Genomic DNA, 15,809 nt, shown 5'->3' on the forward strand with positions numbered 1-15,809 from the left:
GGGGCCCCCCCCCCCGGGCCAGGCAGCCGCGCCTGCCACTTGCCGCCCGGGGGCCAGCCCCCGGACCCCCGGAGTATTTGGACAATCAGCAAAGCAAGAGGGCCGCGTGCGCCAGATGGTCGACACCTCTCAGCCGGAGGATTGGACGTGCCGCCAGAAGGTCTTAGGCCCCCGAGCAGCAAGTCAAAGATCAGGAAAGAATGCGGAGGTTCGGGCGAACACCGCGACCAGGATTGGCGACCGCTTCGCGCATCTCGGTCGGATGAAGGCTTTCGCGGCGGCTATTCCGCCGCCATCCGGTCGGGATCGCGATCTTCCAGCTTGCCGAGATGGGTCTTGCTGACCGGCAGGCGCAATTCCGGGCACAGCCGGACCCAGGTTTTGCCCGCCTCGCGCTCGATCCCCTTCACCGCCCACCAGGCCACCCAATGCGATCGGTGGATCTGGTCACCCGGCTCTCCCGCGGCTTCGGCAATGGCATCGGCCAGCCGGATCAACACGCTGCCGCGCCCGGCCGTGGTCACCACATCAACATAGTGATCCCGCACCATCAGCGCCACCAGCCGGCCCTGCACCTCCGGGTCCAGCCGCGTGACGATGCGAGGCCAGCCGGGGCAGTCGGCGGGAATGGCCACCACCACCTCAGGCTGCTGCGGCACAGGCAGGGCGGCTTGCGGTGCCGGCTCCAGCGAGTGACGAAATGCCCCGATCGTGAGCGAAATGGCAAAGATGAACAGCGCGACATCCAGCAGCGATGCCACAAAGACCGGGTGCCCCACCGGGAACATCGACACCCCAAAGGCGTGCATGGGCCAGGACATCGTCACGCCACAAATCGCCGCAATCAGCACCGCGCCACGACGGAAATCGGTCAGCCCGAACACCGAATGCACCACGGCCCGCACCGTGACGCCCACCACCATGCCAATACCGACAAAGATGGTCCAGAACAGCAAACGCTCGGAAAAGGACAGCATGACGTAGCTGCCGAAAGGTCCAGCGATCGAGGTCGCAACGCTCAGCGTCACCCAGGACAGATAGGGAACCGGATTGCGGAGATCGGCTCTCAATACCGCCAAAAATTCTGCCATACGCCCGAAGAACCATTACATCTTCCCCTGTGATATGCGGGAAGGCCGGATCAGGCAATGCAGATTTTCCGGGGCGCGCGGGCCGTCAGGGACGGCCGCGCCCTGCCGCGGGGGCCAGCATTGCGGCAGGCGTGGTTTTCCCCCCGCGACGGGGCGGGATCCAGGCTCCGATCAGGCTGTCAGGCCCTGGGGTTCGGCCAGGCCAAGGCTGCGGCAGCAGGCGGTGACGGTATTGGCCAGCAGGCAGGCGATGGTCATCGGCCCCACCCCGCCCGGGACAGGGGTGATCGCCCCGGCGACGCTTGCGGCGCTTGCATAATCGACATCACCGACAAGGCGGGTCTTGCCGTCCCGCTCCACCCGGTTGATGCCGACATCGATCACCGTGGCGCCGGGCTTCACCCAGTCACCCTTGACCATCTCGGGGCGGCCCACAGCGGCCACCAGAATATCGGCGCGGCGGCAGATCTCGGCCAGATCGCGGGTGCGGCTATGCGCGATGGTCACAGTGCAGCTTTCGCCCAGCAGCAGCTGCGCCATCGGCTTGCCAACGATGTTGGAGCGCCCGACGACGACCGCATTCATCCCCGCAAGGCTGCCGTGATGGTCACGCAGCATCATCAGGCAGCCCAGCGGGGTGCAGGGCACCATGGCCTTCTGCCCGGTGCCCAACAGCCCGACATTGGAGATGTGGAACCCGTCCACATCCTTGGCGGGATCGATGCTGTTGATGACCAGTTCCGCATTCAGATGCGCAGGCAGCGGCAGTTGCACCAAAATGCCATGCACGGATGGGTCAGCATTCAGCCGCGCGATCAGCGCCAGCAGATCCGCCTCGGAGGTGCTGGCATCCAGCCTGTGCTCGAACGAGGCCATGCCGACCTCGACCGTTTGCTTGCCCTTGGAGGCGACATAGACTTGGCTTGCCGGATCCTCGCCCACCAGAACCACGGCAAGGCCGGGCTGCACGCCGCTTTCCTCGCGCAGCCGCGCCACATGCGCCGCCACCTCGGCCCGGACCCGCGCCGCGAAAGCCTTACCGTCAATTACCGTTGCGGTCATGGGTCACTCCGTTCTGGGGCCATCGTCAGGCCATGCAGGATCAGGCCGTCAAAGGCCGTAAGGGTTCAGGGTCTTTGCGGGCTCTATCCCGGTTTCCTCAGGCCTTGGGGCCCAAAATCTCTTCTTCGCGGGCGATTGACCATTCGATCATCCGCCGCCAGATCGTCTCCGCCAGATCGGCGTCAAAGCCGATCTCGCCCGCGGTCGCGCGCACTTTGGCGACGACCGCCTCCACCCGTTCATCGATGCGGGCGGGCAGACCTTCGGCCGGTTTCAGCTCGACCGCGCGGTCGATATAGGTCACGCGCCGCGCCAGCATCGTGACCAATTCCCGATCGAGCGCATCAATCTGGACACGCAGTTCCGCCATGTTCCGGCAATCTTGCGGCGCCTTCATCACGACCTCCAAATCCACACTATCCGGCTTGCCCGCGAGGTAGCCCCTCGCCGGGCCAAGCGCAAGAGAGGGGTCCGTCAGCATTCGTCAGAACAACCCTTCAATCTGGCCTGCTGCATTGAGGCGAATGGTTTCGGCGCTTGGCACGCGCGGCAGGCCGGGCATGGTCATGATCTCGCCGCAGATTGCCACGATGAAACCCGCCCCGGCCGAAAGCCGCACTTCGCGCACCGGCACGACATGGCCAGACGGCGCGCCGCGCAAGCTCGGATCGGTCGAGAAACTGTATTGGGTCTTGGCCATGCAGACCGGCAGATCGCCATAGCCCGCCTCCTCCCACGCCGCCAATTGATCGCGGATCGCCTTGTCGGCAGTCACCTCGCCCGCGTGATAGATGCGCTTGGCCACGGTTTCGATCTTGTCGAACAGCGGCATCGCATCGGGGTAGAGCGGAGCGAAATCGGCCTGACCGGATTCGGCCAGCGCAACCACCTTCTGCGCCAGATCGGTGATCCCCGCCGACCCTTCCGCCCAGTGACGACACAGGATCGCCTCCACCCCAAGGCCCGCTGCGTAATCCTTCACCGCCTGCACCTCGGCCTCCGTGTCGGAATGGAAGTGGTTGATCGCCACCACCACCGGCAGGCCAAAGCTTTTTACATTCTCGATATGACGGCCCAGATTGGGGCAGCCTGCCTGCACCACCGCGACATTCTCAACCCCCAGATCGGCCTTGGCGACACCGCCATTCATCTTCATCGCCCGCACCGTCGCCACGATCACGGCGGCGGCGGGTTTGAGACCCGCCTTGCGGCACTTGATATCAAAGAACTTTTCTGCCCCCAGATCGGCGCCAAAGCCTGCCTCGGTCACCACATAATCAGCCAGCTTCAAGGCCGTGGTTGTCGCAATCACCGAATTGCAGCCATGGGCGATATTGGCGAACGGCCCGCCATGCACGAAGGCGGGATTGTTCTCCAGAGTCTGCACCAGATTGGGCTGCATCGCATCCTTCAAGAGCACGGTCATCGCGCCATCAGCCTTCAGATCGCGGCAATGGATCGGCGCCTTGTCGCGGCGATAGCCGATGACGATGTCGCCCAACCGTCTTTGCAGGTCATCCAGATCGCGCGACAGGCACAGGATCGCCATGACCTCGGAGGCCACGGTGATGTCGAAGCCGGTCTGGCGCGGATAGCCATTGGACACGCCGCAAAGGCTGACCACGGTATCGCGCAGCGCGCGATCATTCATATCCATGACCCGGCGCCAGACCACGCGGCGCGCGTCGATATCCAGATCGTTGCCCCAGTAGATATGGTTGTCGATCATCGCCGACAGCAGGTTATGCGCCGAGGTGATGGCGTGGAAGTCGCCGGTGAAGTGAAGGTTCATTTCCTCCATCGGCACGATCTGTGCCATGCCGCCACCAGCAGCCCCACCCTTCATGCCGAAATTCGGCCCAAGGCTTGCCTCGCGGATGCAGATCGCCGCGCGCTTGCCGATGCGGTTCAGCCCGTCACCAAGCCCCACCGTTGTCGTGGTCTTGCCCTCGCCCGCAGGCGTGGGGTTGATCGCGGTCACGAGGATCAGCTTGCCATCAGGGCGGCCCTCCAGCCCCTTGATGAAAGCCTGCCCGACCTTGGCCTTGTCATGGCCGTAGGGCACGAGATCCTCGGCCGGAATACCAAGTTTCATGCCGATCTGCTGGATCGGCAGCTTCTGCGCCGCGCGGGCGATCTCGATATCGGTCCTGAAAGCCATGTCATCCTCCCGGTCTTTCGACCGTCTTGCCGCTGAGGATAGGCTGGAGGCAAGCGCGGATTGGGCCATATGCGACATGGGCTGCCAAAATATCGGCAGGCAGAGGGGCTGCACAACCATTCCGATACTTGATCCATTGCAAACCCGGCCTACGATACACGCTCAGACAATTGATGTCCGAGGAGGGGGCCCGCCATGGCGATCCGTATCCTGACCGCAGACAGGCTTGTGCCGGTGGTCGGCAGCAGCGTCAGCGTGACACTGCACGGGGCCACGCAGGAACGGCTGGTGTTTTCCGGCGCAGTCTACAGCGCGGCCATCATCGAGACCCGCTATGACCCGACGCTGAAGCTGCGGGAAACCCTGGTGGAACTGTCAGCGGGCAGCGCAGGCACCAGCCAGCTGCGCCTTGTCGGCAGCCTGGAGCAGATCATCGGCAGCCGTGGTGCCGATACCATCCGGGGCGGTGATCTGGCAGAGGTGCTGCGCGGCGACCCCATGACCGGCGGGGCGGGCAGCGGCGATCTGATCCTGGCGCGGGGTGGCCATGATGCCGTCCATGCCGGGCCGGGCCATGACACGGTCTATGGTGGATCAGGGGCGGATCTGTTGCGGGGCGGCACAGGGGATGACCGCCTGCTGGGCGATCAGGGGGCTGATCTGATCTATGGCGACAGGGGCAATGACAGCCTGTTTGGCGGCGACAGCACGGATGCACTGTTCGGGGGTGCCGGCAAGGACCGGCTGACCGGCGGGCGTGGCAGCGATTCGCTGACGGGTGGCAGCGGGGCAGACCGCTTCATTTTCAAGGATATTGCAGAGAGCAGCCCTGTTTCCGGCTTCGGGGCCGACCGCATCCGCGATTTCAGCCGCAGGGAGGGCGACAAGATAGACCTTTCGGCACTGGATGCCAATGGCAGCCGCCCCGGCCTGGGCGAGATCGACTTCATTGGCCGCGCGGCCTTTGACGGCACACGCGGGCAATTGCGCTATGGCTTCCATCCCAGCGGCGACACAAGGATCCTGCTGGATGTCAATGGCGACCGCATCGCCGATTTCATGATCGTGCTGACCAATATCCGCCTGCATATGCAGGAGCGTGACTTCATCCTGTGACGCGCAGCACCATGAACAGCCGCCGGAACGGGAACAGCGCCGCTCCATCGGGCAATAACGGATAGGCCGCCATCAACGCAGTATCATAGGCCGCGACAAAAGCCGCCATCTCTGACGGGGTCAGTTTGTCCAGCACCTCGCGCATGGCGGAACCTTCGGTGAAACGGCGCACCGGATGCGCATCCGGGCTGGGCTCCAGCCGTTGCAGGTATTTGGTCTGCCAGACATCCAGGTCCCCCAAGGGCGCAAGGATCGGCCAATAGGCCGCGGGGGACCCGACCGGCGCGACATAGGCGGAATAGTCAAAACGGTCGGGATACATGGCCGCCGCAATATCGCGCAGAAACCGATGCGAGGGTGCAAGGGATTGCCGGGGCATCTGGATCGCCAGCACGCCACCAGGTGCCACCATCCGCGCCAGGTGCGGCAGCAGCCTGTCATGATCGGGCAACCATTGCAGCGCGGCATTGGAATAGATCAGGGCCGGCGGTATCTCAGGTTGCCATTCCGCAATGTCAGCCTGGATCAGTGCGTCATAGCCCTGTGCCTTTGCCAGCATGGCGGGCGAGGCATCGATGCCGATCAGCCGCCTGTCGGGAAAGGCTGCGCGCAAAGCCGCCGCAACGGCACCATCGCCACAACCCAGATCCACCACATCGCCCGCGGGCAGCGCCCCGACCTGTGCCAGAAGATCAAGGGCGGGGCGCAACCGCGCCCCGCGAAACCGGGCATAAGCCTCGGGGTTCCAGTCCGTGCTGACCTTGCGGTTCATGACGGCCTCAGGCCATCGGCTCCGGCTCCAGCCCGCCTTCGGGCTTGGCCGCGCGCGGCTTGGTCTTCGGGATCGCAATGACGGAACCACCATCGCTGGGCGTGCTGCCCCCCTCGTCATCACCATTGAGCGATTCACCCGCGATGACCTTGCGGATCTCGTCGCCGGTCAGGGTCTCGTATTCCAGAAGGCCCTTGGCCAGACGCTCGAACTGATCCGACTGTTCGGTCAGGATGCGGTAGGCGGTCTCATAGCCCTCGTCGATCAGGCCCTTCACCTCGGCCTCGATCAGCTCCTTGGTATGGGCGCTGACAGAGAAGCCGGCGGTATTGCCCTGATAGCCTTCATGGGCCTCGGCATAGTCGATATTGCCAACCTTGTCCGACATGCCCCAACGCATCACCATGGCACGCGCCAGGCTGGAGGCCTGCTGGATATCGCCGACCGGACCGGAGGAGACCCCCTCTTCGCCATATTTGATGATCTCGGCGGCCTTGCCTGCCATGGTCATCGCGATCTTCTGCTTGCCCTCATCCTTGTGGAATTGCAGGCGGTCCATTTCCGGCAGGCTGACAACCATGCCAAGCGCACCGCCGCGCGGGATGATCGTGGCCTTGTAGACCGGATCGCATTTCGGCATCGCCATGCCGACAATGGCGTGGCCGGCCTCGTGATAGGCGGTCTTTTCCTTCTGGTCCTGCGTCAAGATCATGGAGCGGCGCTGCGCCCCCATCATCACCTTGTCCTTCGCATTCTCGAAATCATCCATGGTGACAAAGCGGCGGCCCACACGCGCGGCCATCAGCGCCGCCTCGTTGCAGAGGTTCATGAGGTCGGCACCCGAGAAACCCGGGGTGCCGCGCGCGATGGTGCGCAGATCGACATCCGGCCCCAGCACGATCTTGCGGGCATGAACGGTCAGGATCTTTTCACGGCCCTTGATATCAGGGTTCGGCACATGGATCTGACGGTCAAAGCGGCCGGGACGCAGCAGCGCCGGGTCCAGCACATCCTTGCGGTTGGTGGCCGCCACGATAATGACGCCCTCATTGGCCTCGAACCCGTCCATCTCCACCAGCAACTGGTTCAGGGTCTGTTCGCGCTCGTCGTTGCCGCCGCCGATGCCGACGCCACGCGCGCGGCCCACCGCGTCGATCTCGTCGATGAAGACGATGCAAGGCGCGTTCTTCTTGGCCTGCTCGAACATGTCACGCACGCGGCTTGCACCGACGCCCACGAACATCTCGACAAAATCAGAGCCCGAGATGGTGAAGAACGGCACGCCTGCTTCACCCGCAATGGCGCGGGCCAGCAGCGTCTTGCCGGTGCCGGGCGGGCCCACCAGCAGCGCGCCTTTCGGGATCTTGCCGCCAAGACGCGAGAATTTCTGCGGATTGCGCAGGAATTCCACGATCTCTTCCAGCTCTTCCTTGGCCTCGTCGATGCCGGCGACATCGTCAAAGGTCACGCGGCCATGCTTTTCCGTCAGCAGTTTGGCGCGCGATTTGCCAAAGCCCATCGCGCCGCCTTTGCCGCCGCCCTGCATCCGGTTCATGAAGAAGATCCAGATGCCGATCAGCACGATGAAGGGCAGCCAGAGCGAGATCAGGCTCATGAAGCCCGATTGCTGTTGCGGCTCGGCCCGGACCTCGACGCCCTTGGCGATCAGACGGTCGGTGATTTCCTCGCCATCTGGTTTGATGGTGCCATAGGTATTGCCATCCTTGCCGCGCACGATCACCCGCTCGCCATCGAGCGTCACGCTTTGCACCTGCCCCTGATCGACGCGCGCGATGAAATCGGAATAGGACAGGTTGCGCGAAGCCGTGGTGGTGGAGTTGCCGTTGAACATCTGGAACAGCGTCAGGATCAACAGAAACAGCACCACCCAGAAAGCGATATTGCGTGCGTTACCCACGAGGGAACTCCTTGGTGACGTGCCGTGCGCCCGAAAATGCCGGACACAGGAAGCAGGATCGCGCACGCGCAGGATGCGCGCGGCGTTCTGTCTAAAATAGACATATGGAGCGGGGGTTCAATGCGCCAAGATGAACATTCCGAAGGAAGGTTGCAGTCGGACGTGCCAATCCGCCTCTTTGCGGGCAACTGGGGCGGCAATCAGCCGTCCCTCGCGCCAGATTGCCGGGCTGGTCAGCAGCGCCTCGCGCGATCCATGGGCGCGCCAATCCGGGCATTGTGCAAGGCCTGATGCCCCCAATGCCGCGACGGACAGGCCCGGCCCCATCGGACCGTCGATCTGCCAGCGGTGATCCCAGATCTGACCAAGCGGCAGAGCGGGCATGACCGCGCGCGGCTCACGCGTAAGGATGATCGCGCCCTCGCGGATGCGAAAGCGCACCCCGCCGAGGGTCGCGGCGCGCCCCTGATCCAGCGCCTGCATCAGGTGCCGCATCTGTGCCGCACGCGGCGGATACTCCGCGCCGGACATCCATCGAATCGCGGCAATCAGCAGGCGGCGGCGAATCTCCTCGGGCCAGGCCCGGCAGGCCTCCAGCGGGATTTGCAGCGCACCTGCCTGTTCGCCGCAGATTGCCGCCGCCTGCGCGGTTGCGGCCTGAAGCGCCGCTTGCGCGGCGGCAAGGTTCTGGATCGTGTCCCCCAGACGCGCGACCGTAATGCCAAGCGGGCGCAGCGCCTTCATGGCGCGGCGCGCTTTCACCCGGGTAAAGCGGTCATTTTCATTGGAGGGATCCTCGATCCAACCGATCCCCTGCCCGCGCAGATAGTCGCGCAACGCCTCGCGCCCCTGCCCGAGCAAAGGGCGATGCCAATGGATGCCCTGCGCAACCCAATCGGCGCGCATTCCCGACAGCCCCTCCAGCCCCGCCGCGCGGGCAAGGTTCATCAGAAAACTTTCGGCATTGTCGTCAACGGTATGGCCAAGCGCGATATCGCTGAGGCCCCGCGCCCGGGCCCATTCCGCCATCAACGACAGCCGGGCGCGGCGGGCCTGGTCCATCAGATTGCCGGACACATCCTGCCCCTGCCAATGCAGCGTGTCATGCCGGATGCCAAGCCCGGCGCAGACCGCAGCGACCTGCGCAGCCTCTGCCGCAGCCTCGGGACGCAAGCCATGATCCACCGTGACCGCATGGCAGCGATACCCCGCGCGATGCAGCAAATGCAGCAGCGCCATCGAATCGCCGCCACCTGATACGGCCACGCCGATGTCGAAAGGCGCAGACCTTGCGGGCTGCGCCTTTGAAATTGCCTGACGCAAGGCCAGCAGCAGGGCCGCATCGCCCGGCCAAGGATCGGTCACTGGCAGGCCAGCCCTGCAAGCGCACCCGATGCCTCGCCCGCAGCGGCAGATCCGGGGAAGCGGATGCCGACCTCTTGCAAGGTCACACAGGCCTCGGGGATCTGGCCAAGGCCGGCCAGCGATTGACCCAGCCGCACCAGCGCCTCGCCCGCTTTCGCGCCTTCGGGCTGGCCCGAAAACGCATCCAGATAGGCCCGCGCCGCATTGGCACCGTCCCCCGATTGCTTCAGCGCATCCCCCTTCAGGATCAGCGCTTCTTGCATCAAGGGGCTGCCCGGATAGGCCTTGGCAAAGGTATCAAACTCTTGCGCGGCGGCACGAAAGTCACCTTGACCGAGCACCCCCTTGGCCCGGTCAAAGCTCTCCTGTTCGCCGATGGCAAGCTCGGCTCCCCCGGAGGTGGGGGCGGGATTGGCGGTCGGGGCAACGCTCGGCGCGGCGGTGCCACCCAGAGGCTGCGTCGGCGGCAGGGCGCCGACATCGCCGCCCTCCAGCTCGGTCACACGAAATTCAAGATCGCCGACACGGTTGGTGCCGTCGGTCACCACGCGATTCACCCGCAGCTCGACCTGTTCGGTCTGCGCGGTCAGCCGCATCAGCGCGGCCTCGATGGCGTCAAGGCGTTGCAACGCATTGCCGCCCGCCGCCCCGCTGTTGATCGCGCCAGAGCTGACCAGCTCTTGCTTGAGGCTGTTGAACTGCCCGTTCAGCGCGGCAAGCTCGGCCTTGATATCGGCAATCGTCTGCGCCCGGTCCTGCGCGAACAGGCCCCCGGGCACGAGACAAAGCACCAGCGCAATGACGCTGCCCCGCATCGGATCAGGCCCCCGAGCCCATCGACAGCACGGTCACCGCGCGACGGTTCTTGGCAAAGCAGGCTTCCTGCGCGCAAACCTCGATCGGGCGTTCCTTGCCATAAGACACGGTGCGCATACGGTTGGGCGAAATGCCTTGCGCGATCAGATAGTTCTGAACCGAGCTTGCCCGACGCGCGCCAAGGGCGAGGTTATATTCGCGGGTGCCCTGCTCATCGGCATGGCCTTCGATGATGATGGCGTAATCCGAATTTTGCTGCAGCCATTGCGCCTGACGCTGCAGGATCTGCTGCGCCTCGGCCGAAACGGTGGATTGGTCAACGGCAAACAGCACACGGTCGCCCAGCGTCTGCTGGAAATAGGCGATGGAGGTCGGATCATTGGCACCGCCAAGGCCCGCGCCATTCACGCCGCCCGCGCCATAACCACCGGCACCGCCCGCGCCGCCTGCGCCATAACGGTCGGGGTTCTTACAGGCCGCAAGACCAAGCGCGGTCACCGTAATCAGCAGGGCTTTCGTCAAATACGCCATGTTCTTGTCCTTCTTTGTCCACTCGCGCCGGATCTTGCGCCGGTCGGAAAGCTTGTGCCAGCCGGAAACCATGTGTCGGTGCGACAGGCCATCTTGCTATCTGTAACAGCTTTGCGCCGCCGGGGGAATCGGCGGCGCATCACATCGGGGTCAGGGCAGCAGCGGCGACCAAGCCGGGTCGGACGAGGCCGTGCCGTTTTTCACCGGACGCAGCACGCGGCCGGTGGTGTCCACCGTCCACAGTTCCGGGTTGCCCTCGCCCGGGGGCTGGCGGGTGAACATGATCACCCGGCCATTCGGGGCCCAAGTCGGGCCTTCATCCAGATAGGACGAGGTCAGCAGCTTTTCTTCCGTGCCATCCGACAGCATCACACCGATATGGAAGCGGCCCTGATTTTGCTTGGTGAAGGCGATGTAGTCACCGCGCGGGCTCCAGACCGGGGTGCCGTAGCGCCCGGCCCCGCCGGAAATCCGGCGCGGCTCGCCGCCCGATGCGGACATGACATAAAGCTGCTGCCCGCCGGAGCGGTCGGATTCGAACACGATCTGGCTGCCATCGGGGCTGAATGAGGGCGCAGTCTCGATCGAGGGCGCATCGGTCAACTGGGTCAGATTGCCCGAACCGATATCCAGCACATAGATGTCAGAATTGCCGCCGCGTTCCAGGCTGAATACCACGCGGCTGCCATCGGGCGAAAAGCGCGGTGCAAAGGTCATGGTGCCGGGGGTTTCGCCCAGGCCACGGATCTTCAGGCTGGCCACATCCATCAGATAGATCTGCGGAAAGCCGGTGGAATAGGAGGTGAACAGGATCCGGTCGCCGGTCGGCGAGAAGCGCGGTGCCAGCACGATGGAGGAGCTGTCGGTCAGGTAGCTGACATTTGCACCATCATAATCCATCACCGCCAGACGCTTCTGGCGCTGGTTCTTCGGGCCGCTTTCGGCCACGAAGACCACGCGGCTGTCGAAATAGCCCGACTCGCCGGTGATGCGGCTATAGACGGCATCGGCCACTTTGTGGGCCACACGGCGCCAGCTGGCCTGATCGCCGGCGAATTGCATACATTCGCCCATAGTGCCATTGGCAAAGACGTCATGCAGGCAGAACTTCACCGCCACCTGACCACCACCCGCCTGCACCGCGCCGGTGATCAGCGCCTGTGCGTTGATCGCCTGCCAATCGGGATAGGACACCGCCGCATCGAAAGACGGCAGGCGCTGGATATAGGCGCTTTCAGGGATGCGCTCGAACATGCCCGTGCCTTGCAGGTCCGAGGTGATGACCGAGGCGATATCGGCGGCTAGGCCACCGGCTCCGCCCTCATCGGCAAAGGACGGAAGCGCAAAGGGCATCGGCTCGATCACCGGGCTGCCCAGCGTGATCGACAGCCGGGCCTCGGCCGGGGTGACGGTCAGCGGCAGGCCGACCGTTGCCGCGACCATCGCGGCGGAGAAGATATGGCGGAGACGGCGCATCTGACCCTCGTTCCTGTTCCTGCGGCTGACTGCCTCTTCGGCCGCATCACTCTTTTTGACAAGGGGAAAGCCGCAAGCGGCCTCCCCCGGTTTTGACTGGGGACAAGCCGCGCAGGGCCTTCCCGGTTCCGGCCGGGTTCGATCCCGGCTGTTCTTTGCCCCGCGACCCGCTATTGCGGCCCGGTGCCGGGATCGAAGACGATCTCTATCGGACCACTCCCGAAATCGTGACTCAGCGGCAAGCCTTCGGCACTGCATCGCAGGATGGCGCGGCGCGCGGCAGCAAAGGCCTCGTCCGCGACCGGATCGGACAGCCCGATCAGCATCACACTTTCTGGCAACGGTCGGTTTTCATAATCAACCTGGAAGCCCACGGTGACCGCACGCGCCTGCGCGGCTTGCGACAGTCCGCCGGTATTCCAGCATAGCGCAATCGCCTGTGCAGTCTGTGCCGTTGGGGACACCTCGGCCCGCAGCGGCACGGCGACAAACCCGGCGATCAGGGCAAGGGATGCGGCGCGGATCACAAGCCCACCCTTCCCTTGTCGAAGATCAGTTCGAGCTCTTTCCAGGTCTCGTATTTCGCATCCGGCAGCGGGAAGCCCGGCGCGCCGCAGCGCAGGATGGCGCGGCGTGCGGCCTCGAAGGCCTGACGGGTTGCGGCATCGCCCGCGTCAGATCGTGCCAGCTGGATCGAGCTTGCCACCGGCTTTTTGTCCTGCCCGATGGTGACATAGACCGAGATGACAGCGCGCTGCGCCTCGGTCGACAGCGCCGAGACGTTCCAGCAGCGTTCAACGGCCACGCGCATCCCGTCGATCTCGCCCGCGCTCATCGGCGGGCCATCGGCGGTTAGGCCACGACGGGGGGCATTGCCGCTGCCGGTGCCCGCATTGGCGGATTGCGCAGGACGCGTCGCCGGGGTCTCGGCGGGCGTGTCGGCGGCACCTGTCCCTGCCATCGCCTCGGCCAGCGCCGCATCGGTGGCGCTGGTATCCGCGTTGGAGGAATTGGCGGTTTGCGTGGGCGCAGGGCGCGCAGGCGGCGTCGGGCGGCGCTGCGGCTTGCGCGAGGATTTCGGCGCAGCAGTCTGATCGGCCTCGACCTGCTCAGGCTCGGGCTGAGCCTGCGCCTCTTCCGGGGCGGCGGCTTCCTGCACCGGCTCCTCGGTCACCTGTTCGGTGGGCGTATCGGTGACCTCAGGGCGGGCCTCTTCGGCCTCTGCCACGGTTTCGGGCGGCGGCTCGGAAGGGGTATCGGCCACGCGCGGCGTGGGCCGCCGCTGCGGGATCCGCGATTCGCGCGGTGCCAGCGTGGTGGGCTGCGGGGTCGGTGCCACCGGAATCGGCTGCGGCTCGGGTTCGGGGGTCGGTTCTGGCTGCGGCTGCGGCTCGGGCTGCACCACCTGTTCCGGTTGCGGCTGTGCTTCGGGTTGCGGCGTGGGCTCCGGCTGGGCAACGGGTTCCGGCCGGCTTGGCGGCGCGGGAGAACTGTCAGGCGCGCTGCTGGCCGGGCTTTCCTCGGCAGGGGCCGGTTCGGACCCGCTGAGCGAGTCGGGATCGCCTGCCGTGCCGAAGGCATCAGACGAGATCACGTCCACATCCATGCCCGGCGGCGGCAAAACCTCCTGCCGGGTCGGCGCGAAAACAATATCCCCGAACAGAATGAACAGGATCAGCGCGGCATGTCCCGTGCCGGAGGCGACAAGGCTTTTGTCCATATCCCGCAGCGAAATCATCGCGATGCCTCAGCCGTCATTGGGCTGGGCCGCAGCCCCGCCCTGTGCGCCGCCCAAGGTCGGGCCATTGGCATCGGTCACCAAACCGATCTCGCGGAAGCCATTGGCATTCAGCGCGCCCATGATCTGCGCCACCCGCTCATAGGGGACGCTGCCATCAGCGCGGATGAACACCTTTTTCGAGGTGCGCTCGGCGGCCACGGCCACCAGTTTCGGGATCAGCTCGTTCTCGGCCACCTCGGACGACATGATGAACAGCCCGCCATCGGCAGAGACCGAAATCGTCAGCGGCTCTTCCTGCTCGGTCGGCAGGCTGGCCGCCGCCGTTTCCGGCAGCTTCAGCGGCACGCCCACGGTCAGCATGGGGGCCGCAACCATGAAGATGATCAACAGCACCAGCATCACGTCCACGAAAGGCGTGATGTTGATGTCGGCCATGGCCGAGGAATTGCCGCGACGCCGCCCGCGACGTCCGCCGCCACCCGATTTCTTTGCGACCCCTGCGCCCATGGATCAGGCGTCCAGCTGGCGCGACAGGATGGTGGCAAACTCGTCGGCAAAGGCCTCATAGCCGCCCAGGATACGCTCGCTGTCGGCATTGAGCTTGTTGTAGAACACCACCGCCGGAATAGCGGCGACAAGGCCGATGCCGGTCGCCATCAGCGCCTCGGCGATGCCGGGGGCCACGGTGGCAAGGTCGGTGTTCTTGGTCGCCGCGATCTCGGTAAAGGCGTGCATGATGCCGTAGACGGTGCCGAACAATCCAATGAAGGGCGCGGTGGAGCCGACGGTCGCAAGGAAAGACAGGCCCGAATTCAGCTGCTCGCTTTCGCGGGCAATCGCCACATCCATCGCGCGATCAATGCGCGATTGCGCGCCCGCAATCAGTCCGCCATCGGCGCGGTGGCTGCGGCGCCATTCGATCATGCCTGCGGCAAAGATCTTTTCGCTTTGGCCTTCGGGGGCCGGTCCGATCTTTTCAAACAGCTCGTCCAGCGGCTCGCCCGACCAGAAGGCCTGATCAAAGACCGCGGCCTCGGCCCGGGCCATGCGATACATGATATGCTTGCGAATGATGATCGCCCAGGAATAGAACGACATCACCAGAAGCCCGATCATCACCAGTTTGACGGTGATGGTCGCGCGCGCGAAAAGGGCCAGCAGGGAAAAATCGAGTTCCTGCGCCGCCGTGACGGTTTCCATGTTCAATACGCCTGCTCGTTGCACCGGGTTCGTAGCGACCCGCTATTAGCAGCGATTCTATCGCGATTTGAGGGGGATTGCCAACACATCCTCGTCAGAAGGCCGCAATCCGCCCATGCAAGCGCCACAATTGCGCAACAGCGCGGCCCAGGGCGGGCTCAACCGGGAAGCATCACGGCACGAAGCTCGTCCGGCAGACGCAGCGCCCGGCCATTCGGGCCGATGCAGACCAGCGTCACCTGTGCGCGAAACAGCAGTTCCTCCCCGCGCAGCACCAGTTGCTCCATCTCAAGGCGAGATCCGCCGATCAGCTTCAGTTCGGATGTCACGCGCAGCAGATCGTCATAAAGCGCGGGTCGCAGGTAATCGGCCTCGATCCGGCGCACCACGATGATAATGCCGCGCGTGGCGCGCAACGCGACCTGATCGATGCCCAGTTCGCGCACCCATTCCGACCGGGCGCGTTCGGTGAATTTCAGGTAATTGGCATGATAGACGATGCCGCCTGCATCGGTGTCTTCATAGTAGACCCGGACGGGATGGCTGTGAATGGCCCCCAT

General features: G+C 64.8%; 16 protein-coding genes. 1 reads left to right on the plus strand and 15 read right to left on the minus strand.

What is annotated here, in order from left to right; genetic code table 11:
* Nucleotides 1–281: 281 nt before the first annotated feature.
* The 4 genes from GBJ34_RS17505 to GBJ34_RS17520 form a co-directional block, all read right to left on the minus strand.
* Nucleotides 282–1,091 carry a LytTR family DNA-binding domain-containing protein gene (locus GBJ34_RS17505; protein WP_151720492.1) on the minus strand — a complete coding sequence of 270 codons (810 nt, stop codon included), beginning with the start codon at nt 1,089–1,091 and terminating at the stop codon, nt 282–284.
* A 171-nt stretch (nt 1,092–1,262) separates the two neighbouring features.
* On the minus strand, nt 1,263–2,153 hold the full coding sequence (gene folD, locus GBJ34_RS17510) for a bifunctional methylenetetrahydrofolate dehydrogenase/methenyltetrahydrofolate cyclohydrolase FolD (RefSeq protein WP_151720493.1): 891 nt from the start codon (nt 2,151–2,153) through the stop codon (nt 1,263–1,265).
* A gap of 97 nt (nt 2,154–2,250) precedes the next feature.
* Nucleotides 2,251–2,550 (minus strand): chorismate mutase, encoded by a 300-nt coding sequence (locus GBJ34_RS17515; protein WP_151720494.1) that lies wholly within the window; start codon nt 2,548–2,550, stop codon nt 2,251–2,253.
* Nucleotides 2,551–2,637: 87 nt separating this feature from the next.
* Nucleotides 2,638–4,314, minus strand: coding sequence for a formate--tetrahydrofolate ligase (locus GBJ34_RS17520; RefSeq protein WP_151720495.1), 1,677 nt, complete (start codon nt 4,312–4,314; stop codon nt 2,638–2,640).
* Nucleotides 4,315–4,509: 195 nt separating this feature from the next.
* Between GBJ34_RS17520 and GBJ34_RS17525 the strand changes: the two genes are divergently transcribed.
* A complete protein-coding gene (locus GBJ34_RS17525) occupies nt 4,510–5,430 on the plus strand; it encodes a calcium-binding protein (protein ID WP_151720496.1) in 921 nt (306 codons plus the stop codon).
* On the opposite strand, the gene GBJ34_RS17530 is transcribed toward GBJ34_RS17525, so the two are convergent.
* From GBJ34_RS17530 to ybgC, 11 genes are all read right to left on the minus strand, one after another.
* Complete coding sequence (locus tag GBJ34_RS17530) at nt 5,420–6,202, minus strand: methyltransferase domain-containing protein (protein WP_151720497.1); 783 nt, start codon at nt 6,200–6,202, stop codon at nt 5,420–5,422. The two genes, GBJ34_RS17525 and GBJ34_RS17530, sit on opposite strands and share 11 nt — an antisense overlap.
* 7 nt (nt 6,203–6,209) lie before the next feature.
* On the minus strand, nt 6,210–8,120 hold the full coding sequence (ftsH, locus tag GBJ34_RS17535) for an ATP-dependent zinc metalloprotease FtsH (RefSeq protein ID WP_151720498.1): 1,911 nt from the start codon (nt 8,118–8,120) through the stop codon (nt 6,210–6,212).
* A 117-nt stretch (nt 8,121–8,237) separates the two neighbouring features.
* Nucleotides 8,238–9,485, minus strand: a complete 1,248-nt coding sequence (gene tilS / locus GBJ34_RS17540; protein ID WP_151720499.1) for a tRNA lysidine(34) synthetase TilS — start codon at nt 9,483–9,485, stop codon at nt 8,238–8,240.
* The gene (ybgF, locus tag GBJ34_RS17545; protein WP_151720500.1) at nt 9,482–10,300 is read right to left on the minus strand and encodes a tol-pal system protein YbgF; all 819 of its coding nucleotides are present in this window, start codon (nt 10,298–10,300) and stop codon (nt 9,482–9,484) included. Before ybgF ends, tilS begins: the two co-directional genes overlap by 4 nt.
* A 4-nt stretch (nt 10,301–10,304) precedes the next feature.
* A complete protein-coding gene (gene pal / locus GBJ34_RS17550; protein ID WP_151720501.1) occupies nt 10,305–10,832 on the minus strand; it encodes a peptidoglycan-associated lipoprotein Pal in 528 nt (175 codons plus the stop codon).
* A gap of 150 nt (nt 10,833–10,982) precedes the next feature.
* Nucleotides 10,983–12,275: a Tol-Pal system beta propeller repeat protein TolB gene (gene tolB / locus GBJ34_RS17555; protein WP_226341257.1), complete on the minus strand. Its 1,293-nt coding sequence runs from the start codon at nt 12,273–12,275 to the stop codon at nt 10,983–10,985.
* Between the two features lie 203 nt (nt 12,276–12,478).
* Entirely contained in the window at nt 12,479–12,835 is a 357-nt protein-coding gene (locus tag GBJ34_RS17560) for a hypothetical protein (RefSeq protein ID WP_151720503.1), read from the minus strand.
* The gene (locus GBJ34_RS17565; protein WP_151720504.1) at nt 12,832–14,046 is read right to left on the minus strand and encodes a cell envelope biogenesis protein TolA; all 1,215 of its coding nucleotides are present in this window, start codon (nt 14,044–14,046) and stop codon (nt 12,832–12,834) included. The genes GBJ34_RS17560 and GBJ34_RS17565 overlap by 4 nt, the downstream gene beginning before the upstream one ends.
* 9 nt (nt 14,047–14,055) lie before the next feature.
* Entirely contained in the window at nt 14,056–14,556 is a 501-nt protein-coding gene (tolR, locus tag GBJ34_RS17570; RefSeq protein WP_151720505.1) for a protein TolR, read from the minus strand.
* Between the two features lie 3 nt (nt 14,557–14,559).
* On the minus strand, nt 14,560–15,249 hold the full coding sequence (gene tolQ / locus GBJ34_RS17575; protein ID WP_404811450.1) for a protein TolQ: 690 nt from the start codon (nt 15,247–15,249) through the stop codon (nt 14,560–14,562).
* 158 nt (nt 15,250–15,407) lie between these two features.
* Nucleotides 15,408–15,809, minus strand: a complete 402-nt coding sequence (ybgC, locus tag GBJ34_RS17580) for a tol-pal system-associated acyl-CoA thioesterase (RefSeq protein ID WP_151720507.1) — start codon at nt 15,807–15,809, stop codon at nt 15,408–15,410.

Source organism: Gemmobacter serpentinus, assembly GCF_008973825.1.
Taxonomy (GTDB): domain Bacteria; phylum Pseudomonadota; class Alphaproteobacteria; order Rhodobacterales; family Rhodobacteraceae; genus Gemmobacter; species Gemmobacter serpentinus.

Excerpts from the sequence above, each read along its gene's own strand:
- tolB (WP_226341257.1), bottom strand. The coding sequence starts at position 12,275 with ATGGTCGCGGCAACGGTCGGCCTGCCGCTGACCGTCACCCCGGCCGAG.
- GBJ34_RS17530 (WP_151720497.1), bottom strand. The coding sequence starts at position 6,202 with ATGAACCGCAAGGTCAGCACGGACTGGAACCCCGAGGCTTATGCCCGG.
- ybgF (WP_151720500.1), bottom strand. The coding sequence starts at position 10,300 with ATGCGGGGCAGCGTCATTGCGCTGGTGCTTTGTCTCGTGCCCGGGGGC.
- GBJ34_RS17520 (WP_151720495.1), bottom strand. The coding sequence starts at position 4,314 with ATGGCTTTCAGGACCGATATCGAGATCGCCCGCGCGGCGCAGAAGCTG.
- tolR (WP_151720505.1), bottom strand. The coding sequence starts at position 14,556 with ATGGGCGCAGGGGTCGCAAAGAAATCGGGTGGCGGCGGACGTCGCGGG.
- pal (WP_151720501.1), bottom strand. The coding sequence starts at position 10,832 with ATGGCGTATTTGACGAAAGCCCTGCTGATTACGGTGACCGCGCTTGGT.
- ybgC (WP_151720507.1), bottom strand. The coding sequence starts at position 15,809 with ATGGGGGCCATTCACAGCCATCCCGTCCGGGTCTACTATGAAGACACC.
- tolQ (WP_404811450.1), bottom strand. The coding sequence starts at position 15,249 with ATGGAAACCGTCACGGCGGCGCAGGAACTCGATTTTTCCCTGCTGGCC.
- folD (WP_151720493.1), bottom strand. The coding sequence starts at position 2,153 with ATGACCGCAACGGTAATTGACGGTAAGGCTTTCGCGGCGCGGGTCCGG.
- GBJ34_RS17515 (WP_151720494.1), bottom strand. The coding sequence starts at position 2,550 with ATGAAGGCGCCGCAAGATTGCCGGAACATGGCGGAACTGCGTGTCCAG.
- GBJ34_RS17565 (WP_151720504.1), bottom strand. The coding sequence starts at position 14,046 with ATGATTTCGCTGCGGGATATGGACAAAAGCCTTGTCGCCTCCGGCACG.
- GBJ34_RS17525 (WP_151720496.1), top strand. The coding sequence starts at position 4,510 with ATGGCGATCCGTATCCTGACCGCAGACAGGCTTGTGCCGGTGGTCGGC.
- GBJ34_RS17505 (WP_151720492.1), bottom strand. The coding sequence starts at position 1,091 with ATGGCAGAATTTTTGGCGGTATTGAGAGCCGATCTCCGCAATCCGGTT.